The organism is Cognatundibacterium aquatile (genome assembly GCF_014699135.1).
Classification (GTDB): domain Bacteria; phylum Pseudomonadota; class Gammaproteobacteria; order Burkholderiales; family Burkholderiaceae_D; genus Undibacterium; species Undibacterium aquatile.
In genome coordinates this window covers 117,689-133,097 of record NZ_JACOFT010000002.1, presented here as the reverse complement: position 1 = coordinate 133,097, position 15,409 = coordinate 117,689, and the positions used below count along the sequence as shown (strand labels likewise).

Below are 15,409 nucleotides of genomic sequence, written 5' to 3'. Positions count from 1 at the left end.
GCCAAACACTGCACCAGCTTCTGGTGCAGTGTCGCGTCATTATTTAGTCAGGACAAAGCCCTTGAGTTTGGAAAATGCCGTTTCCAGCAATGCTTTTTGCTGTGCATAGTGCTTGTCATAGTAACCGACAGCTGGCGATGCACTCGCTGGACGACCTGCGTAAGCAAGTTTCTGGCCTTCTTCCAGACTTTCAAAAATATTGTGCTGAATCTGGAACCATGGACCTTGATTTTGCGGTTCATCCTGTGCCCACACCAACTCTGCTAGGTTAGGGAATTTTTTCAATTCCGCAGCGAAGCTCTTATGTGGGAACGGATACAACTGCTCAACACGGATGATCGCAGTATCTGTCTGCGCACGCTCTTTACGTGCATTGACCAGATCGTAGTACACCTTGCCGGAGCAAGCGATCACGCGTTTGACTTTCTTCGCATCGATCGTTTCGTCAACTTCACCAATCACAGTATGGAAGCTGCCTTTTGCCAAATCAGACAATGGAGAGCCTGCATCTTTGTTACGCAACAAGGATTTCGGCGTCATGATCACGAGTGGCTTGCGGAACTGACGAATCATCTGACGGCGCAACAGATGGAAAATCTGTGCTGCAGTTGTCGGCTGAACGACTTGCATATTGTTGTCTGCACACAATTGCAGGAAACGTTCAGGACGAGCGGATGAATGCTCAGGACCCTGACCTTCGTAACCATGCGGCAGCATCATGACCAGACCGCAGGCACGGCCCCATTTCACTTCACCGGAACTGATGAACTGATCGATCACGACCTGCGCACCGTTAGCGAAATCGCCGAACTGTGCTTCCCAGATAGTCAGTGTGTTTGGCTCTGCTGTGGAATAACCATATTCAAAGCCCAGTACCGCTTCTTCTGACAAAACGGAATCGATAACAGTAAATGGTGCCTGTTTATCAGAGATATTTTGCAGAGGAATGTACGTACCAGCATCCCAGCGTTCACGTTTCTGATCATGCAGAACAGCATGACGATGAACGAAGGTACCACGACCAGCGTCCTGACCTGTCAGGCGAATTGCATAACCTGAGGAAACCAGAGAAGCATAAGCAAGGTGTTCGCCCATACCCCAGTCCAGATTCATTTCACCACGACCCATCGTAGCGCGGTCGCCAAGAACTTTTTCTACCAGACTATGAGGTTTGAAGCCTTCAGGCACAACTGTAATACGCTCAGCCAGACGTTTCAGCTCAGTCAGCGGCACAGCTGTATCAGCAGCATCGGTCCATTTACGGTTCAGGAATGGAATCCAGTCAACCGCAAATTTGTTTTTAAAGTTGGAGATGACAGGGTCATGGGTATGCTTACCTGCATCCATCGCATCGCGATAAGCTTTAACCATCTGATCGCCGCCATCAGCAGGAATCGTACCTTGCGCAGCCAGCTTGTCTGCATACAATTTACGCGTACCAGGATGTTGTCCGATTTTTTTGTACATCAGCGGTTGTGTCAATGCTGGTGTATCTTGTTCGTTGTGACCCAATTTACGGTAGCAGATGATATCAACAACGATGTCTTTCTTGAATTCCATACGGTAATCAAGAGCAATTTGCGTTGCCAGAACAACGGCTTCCGGGTCATCCGCATTCACATGCAAGACCGGTGCTTCAATCATCTTAACGACGTCAGAGCAATACAATGTAGAACGGGAATCGCGTGGATCAGATGTCGTGAAACCGATTTGATTGTTAATCACGATATGCACTGTACCACCTGTGCCGTAGCCACGTGTCTGCGCCAGATTCAGGGTTTCCATCACAACGCCCTGCCCTGCGAAAGCGGCATCGCCATGTACCAGAATAGGCAATACTTGTGAGCCATCTTTGTCACCGCGACGATCCATACGCGCTTTGACAGAGCCTTCAACCACAGGATTAACGATTTCCAGATGGGAAGGATTAAATGCCAGCGACAGATGTACCGGGCCGCCTGGAGTAGAAATATCGGATGAGAAGCCTTGGTGGTATTTAACGTCGCCTGCTGGCAAGTCGTCACCGTGTTTGCCTTCAAATTCAGCAAACAAATCCTGAGGCATTTTACCCAGAGTATTGACCAGAACGTTCAGACGTCCACGGTGGGCCATACCGATAACGATTTCCTCGACACCGCGCTCACCGGCGCGCTGAATTGTTTCATCTATCGATGCGATGAAACTTTCGCCACCTTCGAGAGAAAAACGTTTCTGACCGACGTATTTAGTATGAAGATAGCGTTCCAGTCCTTCTGCAGCCGTCAAACGGTCGAGAATGTGTTTTTTCTTCTCTGGAGTAAAGGAAGGTGTGGAACGGATGGATTCAAGTTTTTGCTGTATCCAGCGTTTTTCAGCTGGATCGCTGATATACATGAACTCGGCACCGATGGAACGGCAGTAAGTATCACGTAAAAAATTAATCAGGTCACGTAAAGAAGCTAATTCAGGTCCGAAATAGGTATTCGAGATATTGAATTTGATGTCCATGTCGGCATCGGTGAATCCGTAAAAACTAGGATCCAGCTCAGGGATGCCTGGACGCTCCTGACGTTGCAAAGGATCAAGGTTAGCCCAGTGGCTACCCAGGAAACGATAAGCTGCAATCAGTTGCTGCGCGAAAACACGCTTACGACCCATATCGGCATCGGCGTTTGCGCTGACGGCACGGATAGGACCTTGTTTTGCACGTTCTGCAAAAGAAGCAATCACGGGTGCGTGAGCAACGTCGGGCTTACTGGAGCCGTCAACTGCTGGCACGTGTTGCATGGCGTCGAAATACGCACGCCAGTTTTCAGGAACAGAACCGGGATTATTCAGATACGCTTCGTAAAGTTCCTCTACATACGGCGCATTGCCGCCGAACAAATACGAATTAGCGTTATATTGTTGCATCATCTTGCTCACCTTTCTTCGCGTTTCGCGAGATTAGCGGGTTAGTCTAACCTTCCGCGACACGGCCTGACCGGTTAGCGGATTGCACATCAAGTTGTGGGGAAGGGCTTGTTTCAAACTATTCTCGTATCGGAGTCAAAACGCACATCAATAACAATATATTTTTTGATTCCAAAACGAAAAAACATCTAAAATTTACATTTGAGCCGAAGCATAGCATATTTAACGAATAAAAAAAAAGCGAGCCACAAAGACTCGCTTTTTTCGATGCTGCAGTGCAGTAGCTGATCAACAGAATTAACGCTTATCGATCGCAGGAACGTCGCGCTTTGCGGCGCCAACAAACAATTGACGTGGACGGCCGATTTTTTGCTCAGGATCAGAAATCATTTCTTTCCATTGAGCGATCCAACCAACTGTACGCGCCAGAGCGAAAATACCAGTAAACAAGGCAGTTGGGATACCCAGTGCACGCTGTACGATACCAGAGTAGAAGTCAACGTTCGGGTACAACTTACGGCTAACGAAGTATTCGTCTTCCAACGCGATTTTTTCCAAAGCCATTGCCAGTTTAAACAATGGATCATCTTGCAGACCCAGTTCTTGCAATACTTCATAGCAAGTTTCGCGCATCAGTTTTGCACGTGGATCGTAGTTTTTATAAACGCGATGACCAAAGCCCATCAGCTTGACGCCAGAGTTTTTGTCTTTGACCTGAGCGATGAAGTTAGGAATATTATCGACGCTGCCGATTTCTTCCAGCATGCTCAGTGCAGCCTCATTTGCACCGCCGTGAGCAGGACCCCACAAGCAAGCGATACCAGCAGCGATACATGCAAATGGATTCGCACCAGAAGAACCAGCCAGACGCACTGTCGATGTCGATGCGTTTTGCTCGTGATCTGCATGCAAAATCAGGATACGATCCAAAGCACGAACCAGAACTTCATTGACTTTGTATTCTGCACATGGTGTCGAGAACATCATATGCATGAAGTTCGCGCTGTAAGACAAATCGTTACGTGGATAAACGAAAGGCTGACCAATAGAATATTTATATGCCATAGCTACCAGCGTCGGCATTTTTGCTATCAGACGAATCGCTGATACTTCACGGTGATGAGGATCGTTAATATCCAGGGAATCGTGATAGAACGAAGACAAGGCACCAACCGTACCAACCAGCACAGACATCGGATGCGCATCGCGCCGGAAGCCACGGAAGAAGAATTGCATCTGTTCGTGAACCATCGTGTGATTAGTCACGGTCGCAACAAATTTTGCTTTTTCTTCTGCTGTCGGCAACTCACCATTCAACAACAAATAGCAAGTTTCAAGAAAATCACCGCCGTTAACCGCTAACTGCTCAATCGGATAGCCGCGGTACAGCAACTCACCTTTATCACCATCAATATAGGTGATCGAAGAATTACATGCCGCAGTCGACATGAAACCTGGATCATATGTAAACATGCCAGTAGAGCCATACAACTTACGGATGTCTATAACATCAGGACCAATCGATCCCTTGTAAATCGGCATATCCAATGATGGCGAGCCATCAGAGAATGAGAGGGTTGCTTTTGTTTCAGAATTAGTCATGGCTCTTCCTTCAGATAAGAGGTGAGTCGTTAATCAAAAAAACACAAAAAAAATCATTTCCAGTCAGGCAATCCGCAGACGAGAGAGCAAAGCGTGAACATGTGGCAAATCCACTTCTGCTTCCGGCTCTTTCTTCGCCATTATCAAGTCCATCAGGACACTGTCTGACAATTCCATCAGGCGACTGAAGGCATCCACCTCTTCATCACTTAATGACTCTTCATTGATATCCAGAAATCGCGTCAGTATCAGATCGTTTTCCAACAATCCGCGTCGCGCACGCCAGCGAAGGCGAGCACGCTTCACTGGATCACTTTGATGAGAATTTCCTGCAAGCTCAGACATAGTTACTTTCTCTTTTAATGCTTCCATTTCATGCAGCTCTTCAAAAAAAACTGCATGAAATAGAAGTGGCGCCTGACAGCGCCACTTCAAATTGATCAGACTGCGCGACGAACCATTAATTCTTTGATTTTGCCGATTGCCCGGGTCGGGTTCAGACCTTTAGGGCAAACATCAACACAGTTCATGATTGAGTGGCAACGGAACAAACGATATGGATCTTCCAGATTATCCAGACGCTGCGCAGTTGCTTCATCGCGTGAATCGGCGATAAAACGGTATGCCTGCAACAGACCTGCAGGGCCTACGAATTTATCAGGATTCCACCAGAACGATGGGCATGATGTAGAACAGCAAGCACAAAGAATGCACTCGTACAAGCCATCCAGTTCTTCACGTTCTTCAGGCGATTGCAGACGCTCTTTTTCCGGAGGGATAGAGTCATTCATAAGGTATGGCTTGATGGAATTGTATTGCTTGAAGAATTGCGTCATATCCACGATCAGATCGCGGATCACAGGCAAACCTGGCAAAGGACGCAAAACGATAGGCTCAGACAATTCATTCAGATTGGTAGTGCAAGCCAGACCATTCTTACCGTTGATATTCATCGCATCAGAACCGCACACACCTTCGCGGCATGAACGACGCAAAGCCAATGAATCATCAACGTCGGCTTTAATGCGTTGCAATGCGTCAAGCAACATTTTGTCGGTATCTTGCAATTCAACAGTCAGATCCTGCATGTAAGGCTTTGCATCCTTATCAGGATCATAGCGATAAATTTTAAATTTCAGTGTACGTGCCATAGTGTTATCTCTTTAGAATGTACGAGCTTTTGGCTTGAAGGTTTCAACAGTCAGAGGCTTAGTCACAACTGGTTTGTAATCGAGGCGATTGCCTTCGGAATACCAGAGGGTATGCTTCATCCAGTTATCGTCATCACGTTTTTCATAATCGCGGTGAGCGTGCGCACCACGAGATTCTTTACGTGCATTCGCCGATGTGATGGTCGCTTTCGCTGTTTCAATCAGGTTATCCAACTCCAGCGCTTCAACACGGGCTGTATTAAACACTTTGGATTTATCTTTAAACGAAACATGCTTACGGCGCTCATCAAGCTCCATAATTTCTTTGTAGCCTTCTTGCAGTAACTCGTCTGTACGGAATACGCCGCAATGCTGCTGCATCGTTTTCCGGATGGCATTTGCCACATCCTGAACGCGCTCTGAACCGGTAGAGTTTTCAATGCGTGATAAACGCTCCAAGGCAACATCCGCCGCGTCGGCAGGCAACTCTTTATTGCTACGTGCTTTAAGGTTGCTTGCAACGATATGGTTACCCGCAGCACGCCCAAACACCAACAGATCAAGTAAAGAATTTGTACCCAGACGATTTGCACCATGCACAGATACGCAGGCACATTCACCGATCGCGTACAAGCCATTGACAATTTCATTGCTGCCGTTTTTAGTCGTAACAACCTGACCGTGAATATTGGTCGGAATACCGCCCATCTGGTAGTGGATTGTTGGAACGACAGGAATAGGCTCTTTGGTTGCATCCACGTTCGCGAATTTATGTGCAATTTCGAGAATGGATGGCAGACGTTTTTGAATAGTGTCAGCGCCAATGTGACGCAAATCCAGCATGACGTGATCTTTATTCGGACCACAGCCACGACCCTCTTTAATTTCCTGATCCATAGAACGGGAAACGAAATCACGTGGAGCCAGATCTTTCAGTGTTGGCGCATAGCGTTCCATGAAACGCTCACCCTGACTATTCACCAGAATACCACCCTCACCGCGCACGCCCTCAGTAATCAACACACCCGCACCGGCAACACCGGTTGGATGGAATTGCCAGAACTCCATATCCTGCAAAGGCAAACCAGCCCGCGCAGCCATACCCATACCGTCGCCGGTATTAATAAATGCGTTAGTAGAAGCAGCCCAGATACGACCAGCGCCGCCGGTAGCAAAAATCGTTTGCTTAGCTTCCAGCATCATCACTTCGCCAGTTTCCATTTCCAGCGCAACGACACCAACAACATCGCCTTCAGCATCACGAATCAGATCAATCGCCATCCACTCAACGAAGAAGTGTGTACGGGCGCGAACGTTACGCTGATACAGCGTGTGCAGCAACGCGTGACCGGTACGATCGGCAGCCGCGCAAGCGCGCTGAACTGGCTTTTCACCGAAATTAGCAGTGTGACCGCCAAATGGACGTTGATAAATCGTGCCATCAGCATTGCGGTCGAATGGCATACCAAAGTGCTCCAGTTCGTAGACCACTTTTGGTGCTTCGCGACACATAAATTCAATTGCATCCTGATCGCCAAGGTAATCACCACCCTTGACAGTATCAAACATGTGCCAGAACCAGTTATCCTCAGACATATTCCCTAAAGAAGCACCGATACCACCTTGCGCTGCAACCGTGTGAGAACGCGTTGGAAAAACCTTAGAGAGCACCGCGACATTCAGACCAGCTTCAGCCAATTGCAACGAAGCACGCATGCCTGAACCACCAGCACCGACGATAACCGCATCAAAACGACGGGTAGGAATTGCGGATTTAATTGCAGCCACTTTTATACTCTCCACAAAATCTGTGCTGCATAACCAGCACTAGCAACCAGCCACAAAATAGTGGCAACCTGAAATACCAGACGAACAAACACATTGTGTGTCACATAATCCATCCAGACATCACGCATACCGACCCAAGCGTGATACAACAAGCAGATAACTACGGAAAACGTCGCCAACTTAAACCATTGTTGAGCAAAAATTCCTGCCCAGCCTTCGTAAGTAAAGTTACTGCCCGTCAAAAACATCGCCAGCAAAATAACTGTGTACGATGCCATGACGATCGCCGTAACACGTTGTGCCAGCCAATCACGCACACCGTAATGTGCACCTACAACGAGGCGCTTAGGGCCAATGTTGTTATTTGCCATTTAAAATACTCCAAACAATTTCAAGCCGATCAAGGCAGCCAAAGAAACACTGACGATCAACACGCTTAAAGCAGATTTACGCGCTGTATGCTTATCAAGACCGTAGTGAAGATCCATAATCAAATGGCGTACACCTGCACAAAAGTGATGCAGATAGGCCCAGACGAGTGCGAGAATAACCAACTTAACAAATACGCCGGAAGTAAAACGCTGCAACTCCGCGAACGACACCTCAGAAGTAACGCTCTTGTCCAACAAATACAGAATGAAAGGCAACAACAAGAACATCAACATTCCACTAATGCGGTGCAAAATAGAAACCACACCCGCCAGCGGCAAGCGGTATCCAGTTGCATCTACCAGGCGCATCACTCCATAGCGCGGCCTGTTTTTCACTACTTCAGACATAAATAATCTCCCCATTAACTAGTCTGTACAAAAACCCTGCAATTTTCGCTCATTTTGGTGCATTGCACCAACAAAAATGACCTCATTCTGCAAAACTTCTCTATCTTAATACTAAATACGATTATGCGCTGAGCTGACTCGGGCTAAAATCACCCAAAAACCAGCTCAATTCACTAGCTCAATTCATTCCGGTAATGATGACTGGTCGTCAAATATAAACCTCGCCGCAACTCCACCGGTTTATCACCATAAGTAAAAGAAACACGCTCAACATTCAGTAGCGGCGTGCCCATATTCACATGCAGCAAATGCGCAGCGACATCGTCAGCACAGACCGCCCTAATCTGCTCGGAAGCGCGAATCATATGCGTACCAAACTCGGTCTCAAACAAACCGTACATCGGTCCCTTATATTCATTCAGACGCTCCGCCGTCAAACCCTTAAAAATAGAGCCCGGCAACCACAGATCATCGAGAATTGTCGGCACACCCGAAAATGACTGAACCCGACGAATAAAGACCACAGAATCACCGGACTTAATCTCAAGCAAGCGCGCAACCTCAGCCGGCGCCCGCAAACGGCGGACTTCAATAATTTGATTTTCGGGATAATGTGGCACGCCTTCATCCGGCGCCAATCTGAGAAAACGGAACTGCGCTCTTGCCTCGTGATGAGTCGCAACGAAAGTGCCCTTCCCCTGGCGACGCACCACCAGATTTTCAGCAGACAATTCGTCGATTGCTTTGCGCACCGTTCCCTGACTAACCTTAAAGCGACTCGCCAACTCCATCTCACTGGGAATGAGCTCGCCCGGCTTCCACTCTCCGGATTGCAAACCCTGAGTAATCAATGCTTTGATTTGCTGATAAAGAGGACTAAAGGTTGGCGCCGCACCGGCAACCGAACCTGCAACGCCAGCGCCAGAGCTCATCGAGCTCCCCGGATAAATATTGGCATTTGGTGTAATAGAAGTCATAGTCCGCAATTTCACCACAAAAACACCCATCACGTCCACAAATAACTAGCAACTTATATGTCTTATATAAGACATAAGATAGTGATTGACATGGTAAAACATAGAGCCTACACTCGCGTCCGAGCGATTGACACTGATAGCAGCAAAGGCGTAAATGCAGCAAACAACTATCAGGCAATATAGTTTGGATATCTGCAATGTAAAGCGAAAAGCGCATGGAAACATGTATTTTGGCTGACCAGCAGACAATTTCAGCGGTATCATTGAGTATTTTCCGTTGCGGGCTAGTATCGTCGCAACATGTTTGAACATCATTTTTCATACCACTTTTCGGAGATGCATCATGGCTAAATCCCCTATGCGCGTAGCTGTTACCGGCGCTGCTGGTCAAATCGGTTATTCCCTTCTGTTCCGTATTGCTAATGGCGATATGCTTGGTAAAGATCAGCCAGTCATTCTGCAATTACTGGAAATCCCAGACGAAAAAGCTCAAAAAGCGCTGAAAGGCGTGATGATGGAAATCGACGATTGCGCGTTCCCATTGCTGGCTGGCATGACAGCACACAGCGATCCGATGACTGCATTCAAAGATATCGACGTTGCTTTGTTAGTTGGCGCACGTCCACGTGGCCCAGGCATGGAACGTAAAGATCTGCTCGAAGCCAATGCGCAGATTTTCACAGTTCAAGGTAAAGCGTTAGATGCAGTTGCATCACGCAATGTCAAAGTTCTGGTGGTTGGCAATCCAGCTAACACAAACGCTTACATCGCCATGAAATCCGCACCTAATCTGCCGGCGAAAAACTTCACTGCAATGCTGCGTCTGGATCACAACCGCGCCTTGTCTCAAGTTGCTGCAAAAATTGGCAAGCCAGTTGCTGCGATTGAAAAACTCTGCGTATGGGGCAATCATTCTCCAACAATGTATGCTGACTATCGTTTTGCAACTGCAGATGGCGCTTCCGTTAAAGACCTGATCAACGATCAAGTCTGGAACAAAGATGTATTCCTGCCAACAGTAGGCAAACGCGGCGCAGCAATCATTGAAGCACGTGGCCTGTCTTCTGCAGCATCTGCAGCGAATGCAGCAATCGATCACGTACGTGACTGGGTTTTGGGCACAAACGGTAAATGGACAACGATGGGCATTCCTTCCGATGGCTCTTATGGCATCCCTGAAGGCACCATGTTCGGTTTCCCTGTAACAACAGAAAATGGCGAATACAAAATCGTTCAAGGTCTGGAAATCGACGAATTCTCTCGTGAACGCATCAACATCACACTCAACGAGTTGCAAGAAGAGCGTGATGGTGTAAAACATCTGGTTGGCTGATTTAAATAAAGGCAGAATTCATTTGAATGTGAACTCTGCCTGTCAGCATTTTATTGCCATAGCCTGATGCATCCTTCTCAAGCCTTATTTCAGGATCAGCTAACACCGGTATTTTTACCGGTTTGCGATCACTATGCAGGTTCAGAAAAGTTAATGCGGAAGTCTATGGCACTCCAGCAAACGCTTGGTGCTGTGTTTGACATCACGTTTGATTGCGAAGATGGTGCCGCGACCGGCAATGAAGCCGAACACTCAAGGCTGGTAGCAGATCTGCTGAATAGCCAGGAAAATCGTCACAATCGCATCGGTGTCAGAGTACACGACCTCCACCACGCGGCGTTTGAACAGGATTTATCAATCATATTGCCAGCCGCAGCAAATAAACTGGCTTATGTCGTATTACCCAAAGTTGACTCAGCACCGCAGGTTACAGCCGCGATAAAAAGAATAAATTTGCATGCGGAAGCCGCTGGCAGAAAGCATTTACCCGTTCATGTCCTGATTGAATCACATGAAGCACTTGCAAATGTAATGGCGATCGCAGCTATTCCACAAGTTGAATGCCTGTCATTTGGAATTATGGATTTTGTCTCGGCTCATTTTGGCGCAATTCCTGCTACCGTAATGCGTTCGCCAGGGCAATTTGAACACCCTTTAGTGGTTCGCGCAAAACTTGAAATAGCTGCGGCTTGCCATCGTTACGGAAAAGTACCATCACACAATGTAACAACAGAAATCAAGGACTCCAGTATCATCGCCAATGATGCAAAGCGAGCGAAAAATGATTTAGGTTACACGCGCATGTGGAGTATTCACCCAGATCAGATTCAAACGATCATCACGACAATGGCGCCTCAATTTGATGAAGTTATTGAGGCAACCGATATACTGATGGCTGCACAACAAAAACAATGGGCTCCGATTCAATTTCAGGGGAAATTGCATGACAGAGCCAGTTATCGTTACTACTGGACCATCTTGAAACGCGCCGCATCAGGTGCGACTAACTTGCCAGCAATGGCGCAAGCATTACTTAAAGGAGACTCTCTATGAATACCTTGTCACTCCGCATCGCAGGCTTGGTGTTTGCCGGCAGCTTTATTTTTTCTCCAATGACAGCGCAAGCTGAAATCGCAAAAAACAAAGCGAAAGTGTCCTCAAAAGCAAGCAAGACTCCAACACACTCTGCCAAGGACGAGGAAGAAGCTGAGCCGGATGTGCAATTGCATGCCAGTGCTGATTACAAATGCGAACTGGGCAATTCCCTCACCATGTACAGCAACGCAGACGACCCGCAGCATATCGCAATGCGTTGGAAAAAACGCCTGTACCGCATGTCCCGCGTGGAAACGACGACAGGCGCGCATCGATTCGAAAATACGAAGGCGGGCTTTATCTGGATAGGCATTCCTGCGAAAGGACTGCTGCTTGATTCTCGCAAAGGTCTGCAACTTGCAAACGAATGCAAGACTGCACAACAAGTATTGGCGGAATCGTCTGCAAGCACCGACAGTGCTGTACAAACAAAGTAGTTTTCAAGCTTTTAAGGTTCAAGTCCACGTCACCCAATGCATACACATATCTGTATATGCATAGAGCGACATGGGATAGTAGTAAACATGTTATTTGATCTTTGATTTTTGTAAATAAGGAACAGCCATGAGCCAAAATGCGTATCAAGATGCATTCAAAACCCTGAAAGATTTTAAAATTTCAGACACGAAGAAAGGCAAGTTCTTCTCTTTGCCTGCACTGGAAAAAACCCTGGACGTTAAAATCTCCCGTCTGCCAGTTTCCATTCGCGTGGTTCTGGAATCTGTTCTGCGTAACTGCGACGGCAAAAAAGTTACTGAAGAACACGTTAAGCAATTAGCTAATTGGGGTGCAACAGCTTCCCGCGTTGACGAAATCCCATTCGTGGTTTCCCGCGTTGTGCTGCAAGACTTTACCGGCGTTCCTCTGCTGGCCGATCTGGCAGCAATGCGTAACGTCGCCGCAAAACAAGGCAAAAATCCAAAAAATATCGAGCCATTGGTTCCAGTTGATCTGGTCGTGGATCACTCTGTACAAATCGATCATTTCCGAGAAAAGAAAGCGCTGGACCTGAACATGAAACTGGAATTCTCGCGCAACAACGAGCGTTACCAGTTCATGAAATGGGGCATGCAAGCGTTTGATACATTCGGCGTGGTTCCTCCTGGCTTCGGTATCGTTCACCAGGTTAACCTTGAGTACCTGGCACGTGGTGTACACAAAGTTAAAGACGCGAAGAAAAACGAAGTTTACTACCCAGACACATTGGTAGGTACTGATTCTCACACCACCATGATCAACGGTATTGGCGTGGTTGGCTGGGGCGTGGGTGGTATCGAAGCTGAAGCCGGTATGCTCGGTCAGCCAGTGTACTTCCTGACACCTGACGTGGTTGGTGTAAATCTGACTGGCGCGTTGCGCGAAGGCTGCACTGCAACCGATCTGGTACTGACAATCACTGAATTGCTGCGTAAAGCAAAAGTCGTTGGTAAATTCGTTGAATTCTTCGGCGAAGGCACACGCACACTGTCCCTGACAGATCGTGCAACTATCGCCAACATGGCTCCGGAATACGGCGCAACGATGGGCTTCTTCCCAGTTGACGAAGCAACCATCGACTATTTCAAAGGTACAGGCCGCACTAAAGCAGAAATCGATGCATTCGAAGGCTATTTCAAAGCTCAGAAAATGTTCGGTATTCCGAAAAAAGGCGACATCGATTACACCACTGAAATTTCGCTGGATCTGTCGACAGTTTCGCCATCACTGGCGGGCCCTAAGCGTCCACAGGATCGTATCGAAATCGGTAACGTTAAATCGACATTCGCTGACCTGTTTGCAAAACCAACATCTGAAAACGGCTTCAACAAAAAAATTGAAGATCTGGATGCGGAATACACCAACGCTGATGGCGTCAAAGTTAAGAACGGCGATGTTCTGATTGCGGCGATTACTTCTTGCACTAACACATCCAATCCTAGCGTTTTGCTGGCCGCTGGTTTGTTAGCGAAAAAAGCAGTTGAAGCTGGTTTGAAAGTAGCTCCGCATATCAAAACGTCGCTGGCGCCTGGCTCCCGCGTCGTCACTAAATATCTGGAAGCGGCTGGCCTGTTGCCATATCTGGAAAAACTCGGTTTCGGTGTCACTGCTTATGGTTGCACAACCTGTATCGGTAACGCCGGTGATCTGACTCCAGCAATGAATGAAGCGATCGTCGCTAACGACGTCGTGGCATCCGCTGTGTTGTCTGGCAACCGTAACTTTGAAGCACGTATTCACCCGAATATCCGCTCCAACTTCCTGGCGTCCCCTCCACTCGTCGTTGCTTACGCTATTGCTGGCAACATGACGAAAGATCTGATGACAGAACCAGTTGGTCGCGTTAAAGGTAAAGACATTTTCCTGGGTGACATCTGGCCAACCAGCGCAGAAATTCAAAAACTGATGAAGTTTGCGATGAATGCAAAAACATTCAAAGACAACTATGCTGACGTGAAAGGCGCACCAGGTAAGCTGTGGGAAAACATCAAGGGTGTAGCAGAAGGTGAAGTCTACAACTGGCCTGCTTCCACGTACATTGCTGAGCCACCATTCTTTGCTGACTTCGCTATGGAGCCAAAAGCTGCTGCGACTGGCATCACTGGTGCACGCGCACTGGGCGTATTTGGTGACTCCATCACGACTGACCATATCTCTCCAGCTGGCTCTATCAAAGAATCCAGCCCAGCAGGTAAATGGCTGAAAGAAAATGGCGTATTGAAGGCTGACTTCAACTCCTACGGTTCACGTCGTGGTAACCACGAAATCATGATGCGCGGTACATTTGCCAATGTTCGTATCAAAAACCTGATGATCCCTGCGAAAGAAGATGGCTCCCGCGTTGAAGGCGGTGAAACATTGTTCCAGCCAACTGGCGAACAAATGGCGATCTACGATGCAGCGATGAAATACGTTGCTGAAGGTACGCCAACCATGATCTTCGGTGGCGAAGAATACGGTACAGGCTCTTCCCGTGACTGGGCTGCAAAAGGTACGCAATTGCTGGGCGTCAAAGCAGTGATCGCACGCTCTTTCGAGCGTATTCACCGCTCCAACCTGGTTGGTATGGGTGTATTGCCTTTGCAATTCCTGGGCACAGACAGCGTTGACTCCTTAGGCATCACAGGCAATGAATCCTTCGATCTGAAAGGCATAGAGAACGATATCAAACCACAACAGGAAGTCACTCTGGTTATCCACCGTGCTAACGGTGAAACTCAGGAAGTGAAAGTTCTGTTGCGCATTGATACGCCTATCGAAGTTGATTACTACAAACATGGCGGTATCCTGCCATTCGTCTTGCGTCAATTATTGTCGGCAGCGTAATGCATCAATGCCGCTGTCAAAACAGCGGCATTGTGAAATAAAAATGGGGTGCACTCCTTCTGGAATGCACCCCATTTTTTTGCCTGACAATCTTGAAGCTTGAGTATGATTGCAAGGAAGTTGTAAGCCAGCCCGTTTAATGTAACGCTATGCTTGAATTACATCTGCCGTGTCGCAGACGGCATTCAAACAATCAGATACTAAAACAGTTTTAAATTCTTTCAGGAGACAACTATGTGGAAAATTCTCGTCGGCTTTATTATTTTTGCCGCAGCAGCACTGTTTTTAATCTTCAAAGCTGGCGACAAAGTTGATATGCAGGGCGAAGCGGCCGGTCATAATCCAACCGAAGTTCACTCCGCATCCGCCAGCGCCGAAGCCACTACACCTGCACCCGTTGCTGCCCCTGCTCCAGCCAGCGATGCCGCTGCCAGCAGCAAATAATTTAGTTGCTCGTCTCTGCATCAATCCATTTATTTTCTGTATTGA

Annotated in this window: 13 protein-coding genes; 5 read left to right on the top strand and 8 right to left on the bottom strand. The window is 47.7% G+C overall.

Translation table 11 applies throughout. The annotated features are described in order from the left end of the window. Positions 1–39: 39 nt before the first annotated feature. The 8 genes from H8K26_RS05010 to H8K26_RS04975 form a co-directional block, all read right to left on the bottom strand. Positions 40–2,895: a 2-oxoglutarate dehydrogenase E1 component gene (locus H8K26_RS05010; protein WP_190477828.1), complete on the bottom strand. Its 2,856-nt coding sequence runs from the start codon at positions 2,893–2,895 to the stop codon at positions 40–42. Positions 2,896–3,189: 294 nt separating this feature from the next. Beyond that, positions 3,190–4,494, bottom strand: coding sequence for a citrate synthase (gltA, locus tag H8K26_RS05005; RefSeq protein ID WP_186885506.1), 1,305 nt, complete (start codon positions 4,492–4,494; stop codon positions 3,190–3,192). Positions 4,495–4,557: 63 nt separating this feature from the next. Continuing rightward, positions 4,558–4,866: an FAD assembly factor SdhE gene (locus tag H8K26_RS05000; RefSeq protein WP_370589952.1), complete on the bottom strand. Its 309-nt coding sequence runs from the start codon at positions 4,864–4,866 to the stop codon at positions 4,558–4,560. Between the two features lie 68 nt (positions 4,867–4,934). Beyond that, positions 4,935–5,645, bottom strand: coding sequence for a succinate dehydrogenase iron-sulfur subunit (locus H8K26_RS04995; RefSeq protein WP_186885508.1), 711 nt, complete (start codon positions 5,643–5,645; stop codon positions 4,935–4,937). A 12-nt stretch (positions 5,646–5,657) separates the two neighbouring features. Continuing rightward, positions 5,658–7,433, bottom strand: a complete 1,776-nt coding sequence (sdhA, locus tag H8K26_RS04990) for a succinate dehydrogenase flavoprotein subunit (protein WP_186897253.1) — start codon at positions 7,431–7,433, stop codon at positions 5,658–5,660. Positions 7,434–7,435: 2 nt separating this feature from the next. Then, positions 7,436–7,804 (bottom strand): succinate dehydrogenase, hydrophobic membrane anchor protein, encoded by a 369-nt coding sequence (gene sdhD, locus H8K26_RS04985; protein WP_186885510.1) that lies wholly within the window; start codon positions 7,802–7,804, stop codon positions 7,436–7,438. Beyond that, positions 7,805–8,212 carry a succinate dehydrogenase, cytochrome b556 subunit gene (gene sdhC, locus H8K26_RS04980; protein WP_186885511.1) on the bottom strand — a complete coding sequence of 136 codons (408 nt, stop codon included), beginning with the start codon at positions 8,210–8,212 and terminating at the stop codon, positions 7,805–7,807. A gap of 173 nt (positions 8,213–8,385) precedes the next feature. Then, positions 8,386–9,189 (bottom strand): GntR family transcriptional regulator, encoded by an 804-nt coding sequence (locus tag H8K26_RS04975; RefSeq protein ID WP_186885512.1) that lies wholly within the window; start codon positions 9,187–9,189, stop codon positions 8,386–8,388. A 343-nt stretch (positions 9,190–9,532) separates the two neighbouring features. On the opposite strand from H8K26_RS04975, the gene H8K26_RS04970 reads away from it, so the two are divergent. The 5 genes from H8K26_RS04970 to H8K26_RS04950 all read left to right on the top strand — a co-directional run bounded on the left by H8K26_RS04970 (position 9,533) and on the right by H8K26_RS04950 (position 15,364). Next, positions 9,533–10,522 (top strand): malate dehydrogenase, encoded by a 990-nt coding sequence (locus H8K26_RS04970; protein WP_186885513.1) that lies wholly within the window; start codon positions 9,533–9,535, stop codon positions 10,520–10,522. A gap of 66 nt (positions 10,523–10,588) precedes the next feature. After that, positions 10,589–11,575 (top strand): HpcH/HpaI aldolase/citrate lyase family protein, encoded by a 987-nt coding sequence (locus tag H8K26_RS04965; protein WP_190477827.1) that lies wholly within the window; start codon positions 10,589–10,591, stop codon positions 11,573–11,575. Then, positions 11,572–12,054, top strand: coding sequence for a hypothetical protein (locus H8K26_RS04960; protein WP_186885515.1), 483 nt, complete (start codon positions 11,572–11,574; stop codon positions 12,052–12,054). Before H8K26_RS04965 ends, H8K26_RS04960 begins: the two co-directional genes overlap by 4 nt. Before the next feature lie 127 nt (positions 12,055–12,181). After that, on the top strand, positions 12,182–14,920 hold the full coding sequence (gene acnA / locus H8K26_RS04955; RefSeq protein WP_186885516.1) for an aconitate hydratase AcnA: 2,739 nt from the start codon (positions 12,182–12,184) through the stop codon (positions 14,918–14,920). A 234-nt stretch (positions 14,921–15,154) separates the two neighbouring features. After that, positions 15,155–15,364, top strand: a complete 210-nt coding sequence (locus H8K26_RS04950; protein ID WP_186885517.1) for a hypothetical protein — start codon at positions 15,155–15,157, stop codon at positions 15,362–15,364. Positions 15,365–15,409: the final 45 nt, after the last annotated feature.

What these genes read in the sequence shown, in the direction of transcription:
- H8K26_RS05010 (WP_190477828.1), bottom strand. Translation starts at nt 2,895, where the DNA reads ATGATGCAACAATATAACGCTAATTCGTATTTGTTCGGCGGCAATGCG.
- gltA (WP_186885506.1), bottom strand. Translation starts at nt 4,494, where the DNA reads ATGACTAATTCTGAAACAAAAGCAACCCTCTCATTCTCTGATGGCTCG.
- H8K26_RS05000 (WP_370589952.1), bottom strand. Translation starts at nt 4,866, where the DNA reads ATGGAAGCATTAAAAGAGAAAGTAACTATGTCTGAGCTTGCAGGAAAT.
- H8K26_RS04995 (WP_186885508.1), bottom strand. Translation starts at nt 5,645, where the DNA reads ATGGCACGTACACTGAAATTTAAAATTTATCGCTATGATCCTGATAAG.
- sdhD (WP_186885510.1), bottom strand. Translation starts at nt 7,804, where the DNA reads ATGGCAAATAACAACATTGGCCCTAAGCGCCTCGTTGTAGGTGCACAT.
- sdhC (WP_186885511.1), bottom strand. Translation starts at nt 8,212, where the DNA reads ATGTCTGAAGTAGTGAAAAACAGGCCGCGCTATGGAGTGATGCGCCTG.
- H8K26_RS04975 (WP_186885512.1), bottom strand. Translation starts at nt 9,189, where the DNA reads ATGACTTCTATTACACCAAATGCCAATATTTATCCGGGGAGCTCGATG.
- H8K26_RS04970 (WP_186885513.1), top strand. Translation starts at nt 9,533, where the DNA reads ATGGCTAAATCCCCTATGCGCGTAGCTGTTACCGGCGCTGCTGGTCAA.
- H8K26_RS04965 (WP_190477827.1), top strand. Translation starts at nt 10,589, where the DNA reads ATGCATCCTTCTCAAGCCTTATTTCAGGATCAGCTAACACCGGTATTT.
- H8K26_RS04960 (WP_186885515.1), top strand. Translation starts at nt 11,572, where the DNA reads ATGAATACCTTGTCACTCCGCATCGCAGGCTTGGTGTTTGCCGGCAGC.
- acnA (WP_186885516.1), top strand. Translation starts at nt 12,182, where the DNA reads ATGAGCCAAAATGCGTATCAAGATGCATTCAAAACCCTGAAAGATTTT.
- H8K26_RS04950 (WP_186885517.1), top strand. Translation starts at nt 15,155, where the DNA reads ATGTGGAAAATTCTCGTCGGCTTTATTATTTTTGCCGCAGCAGCACTG.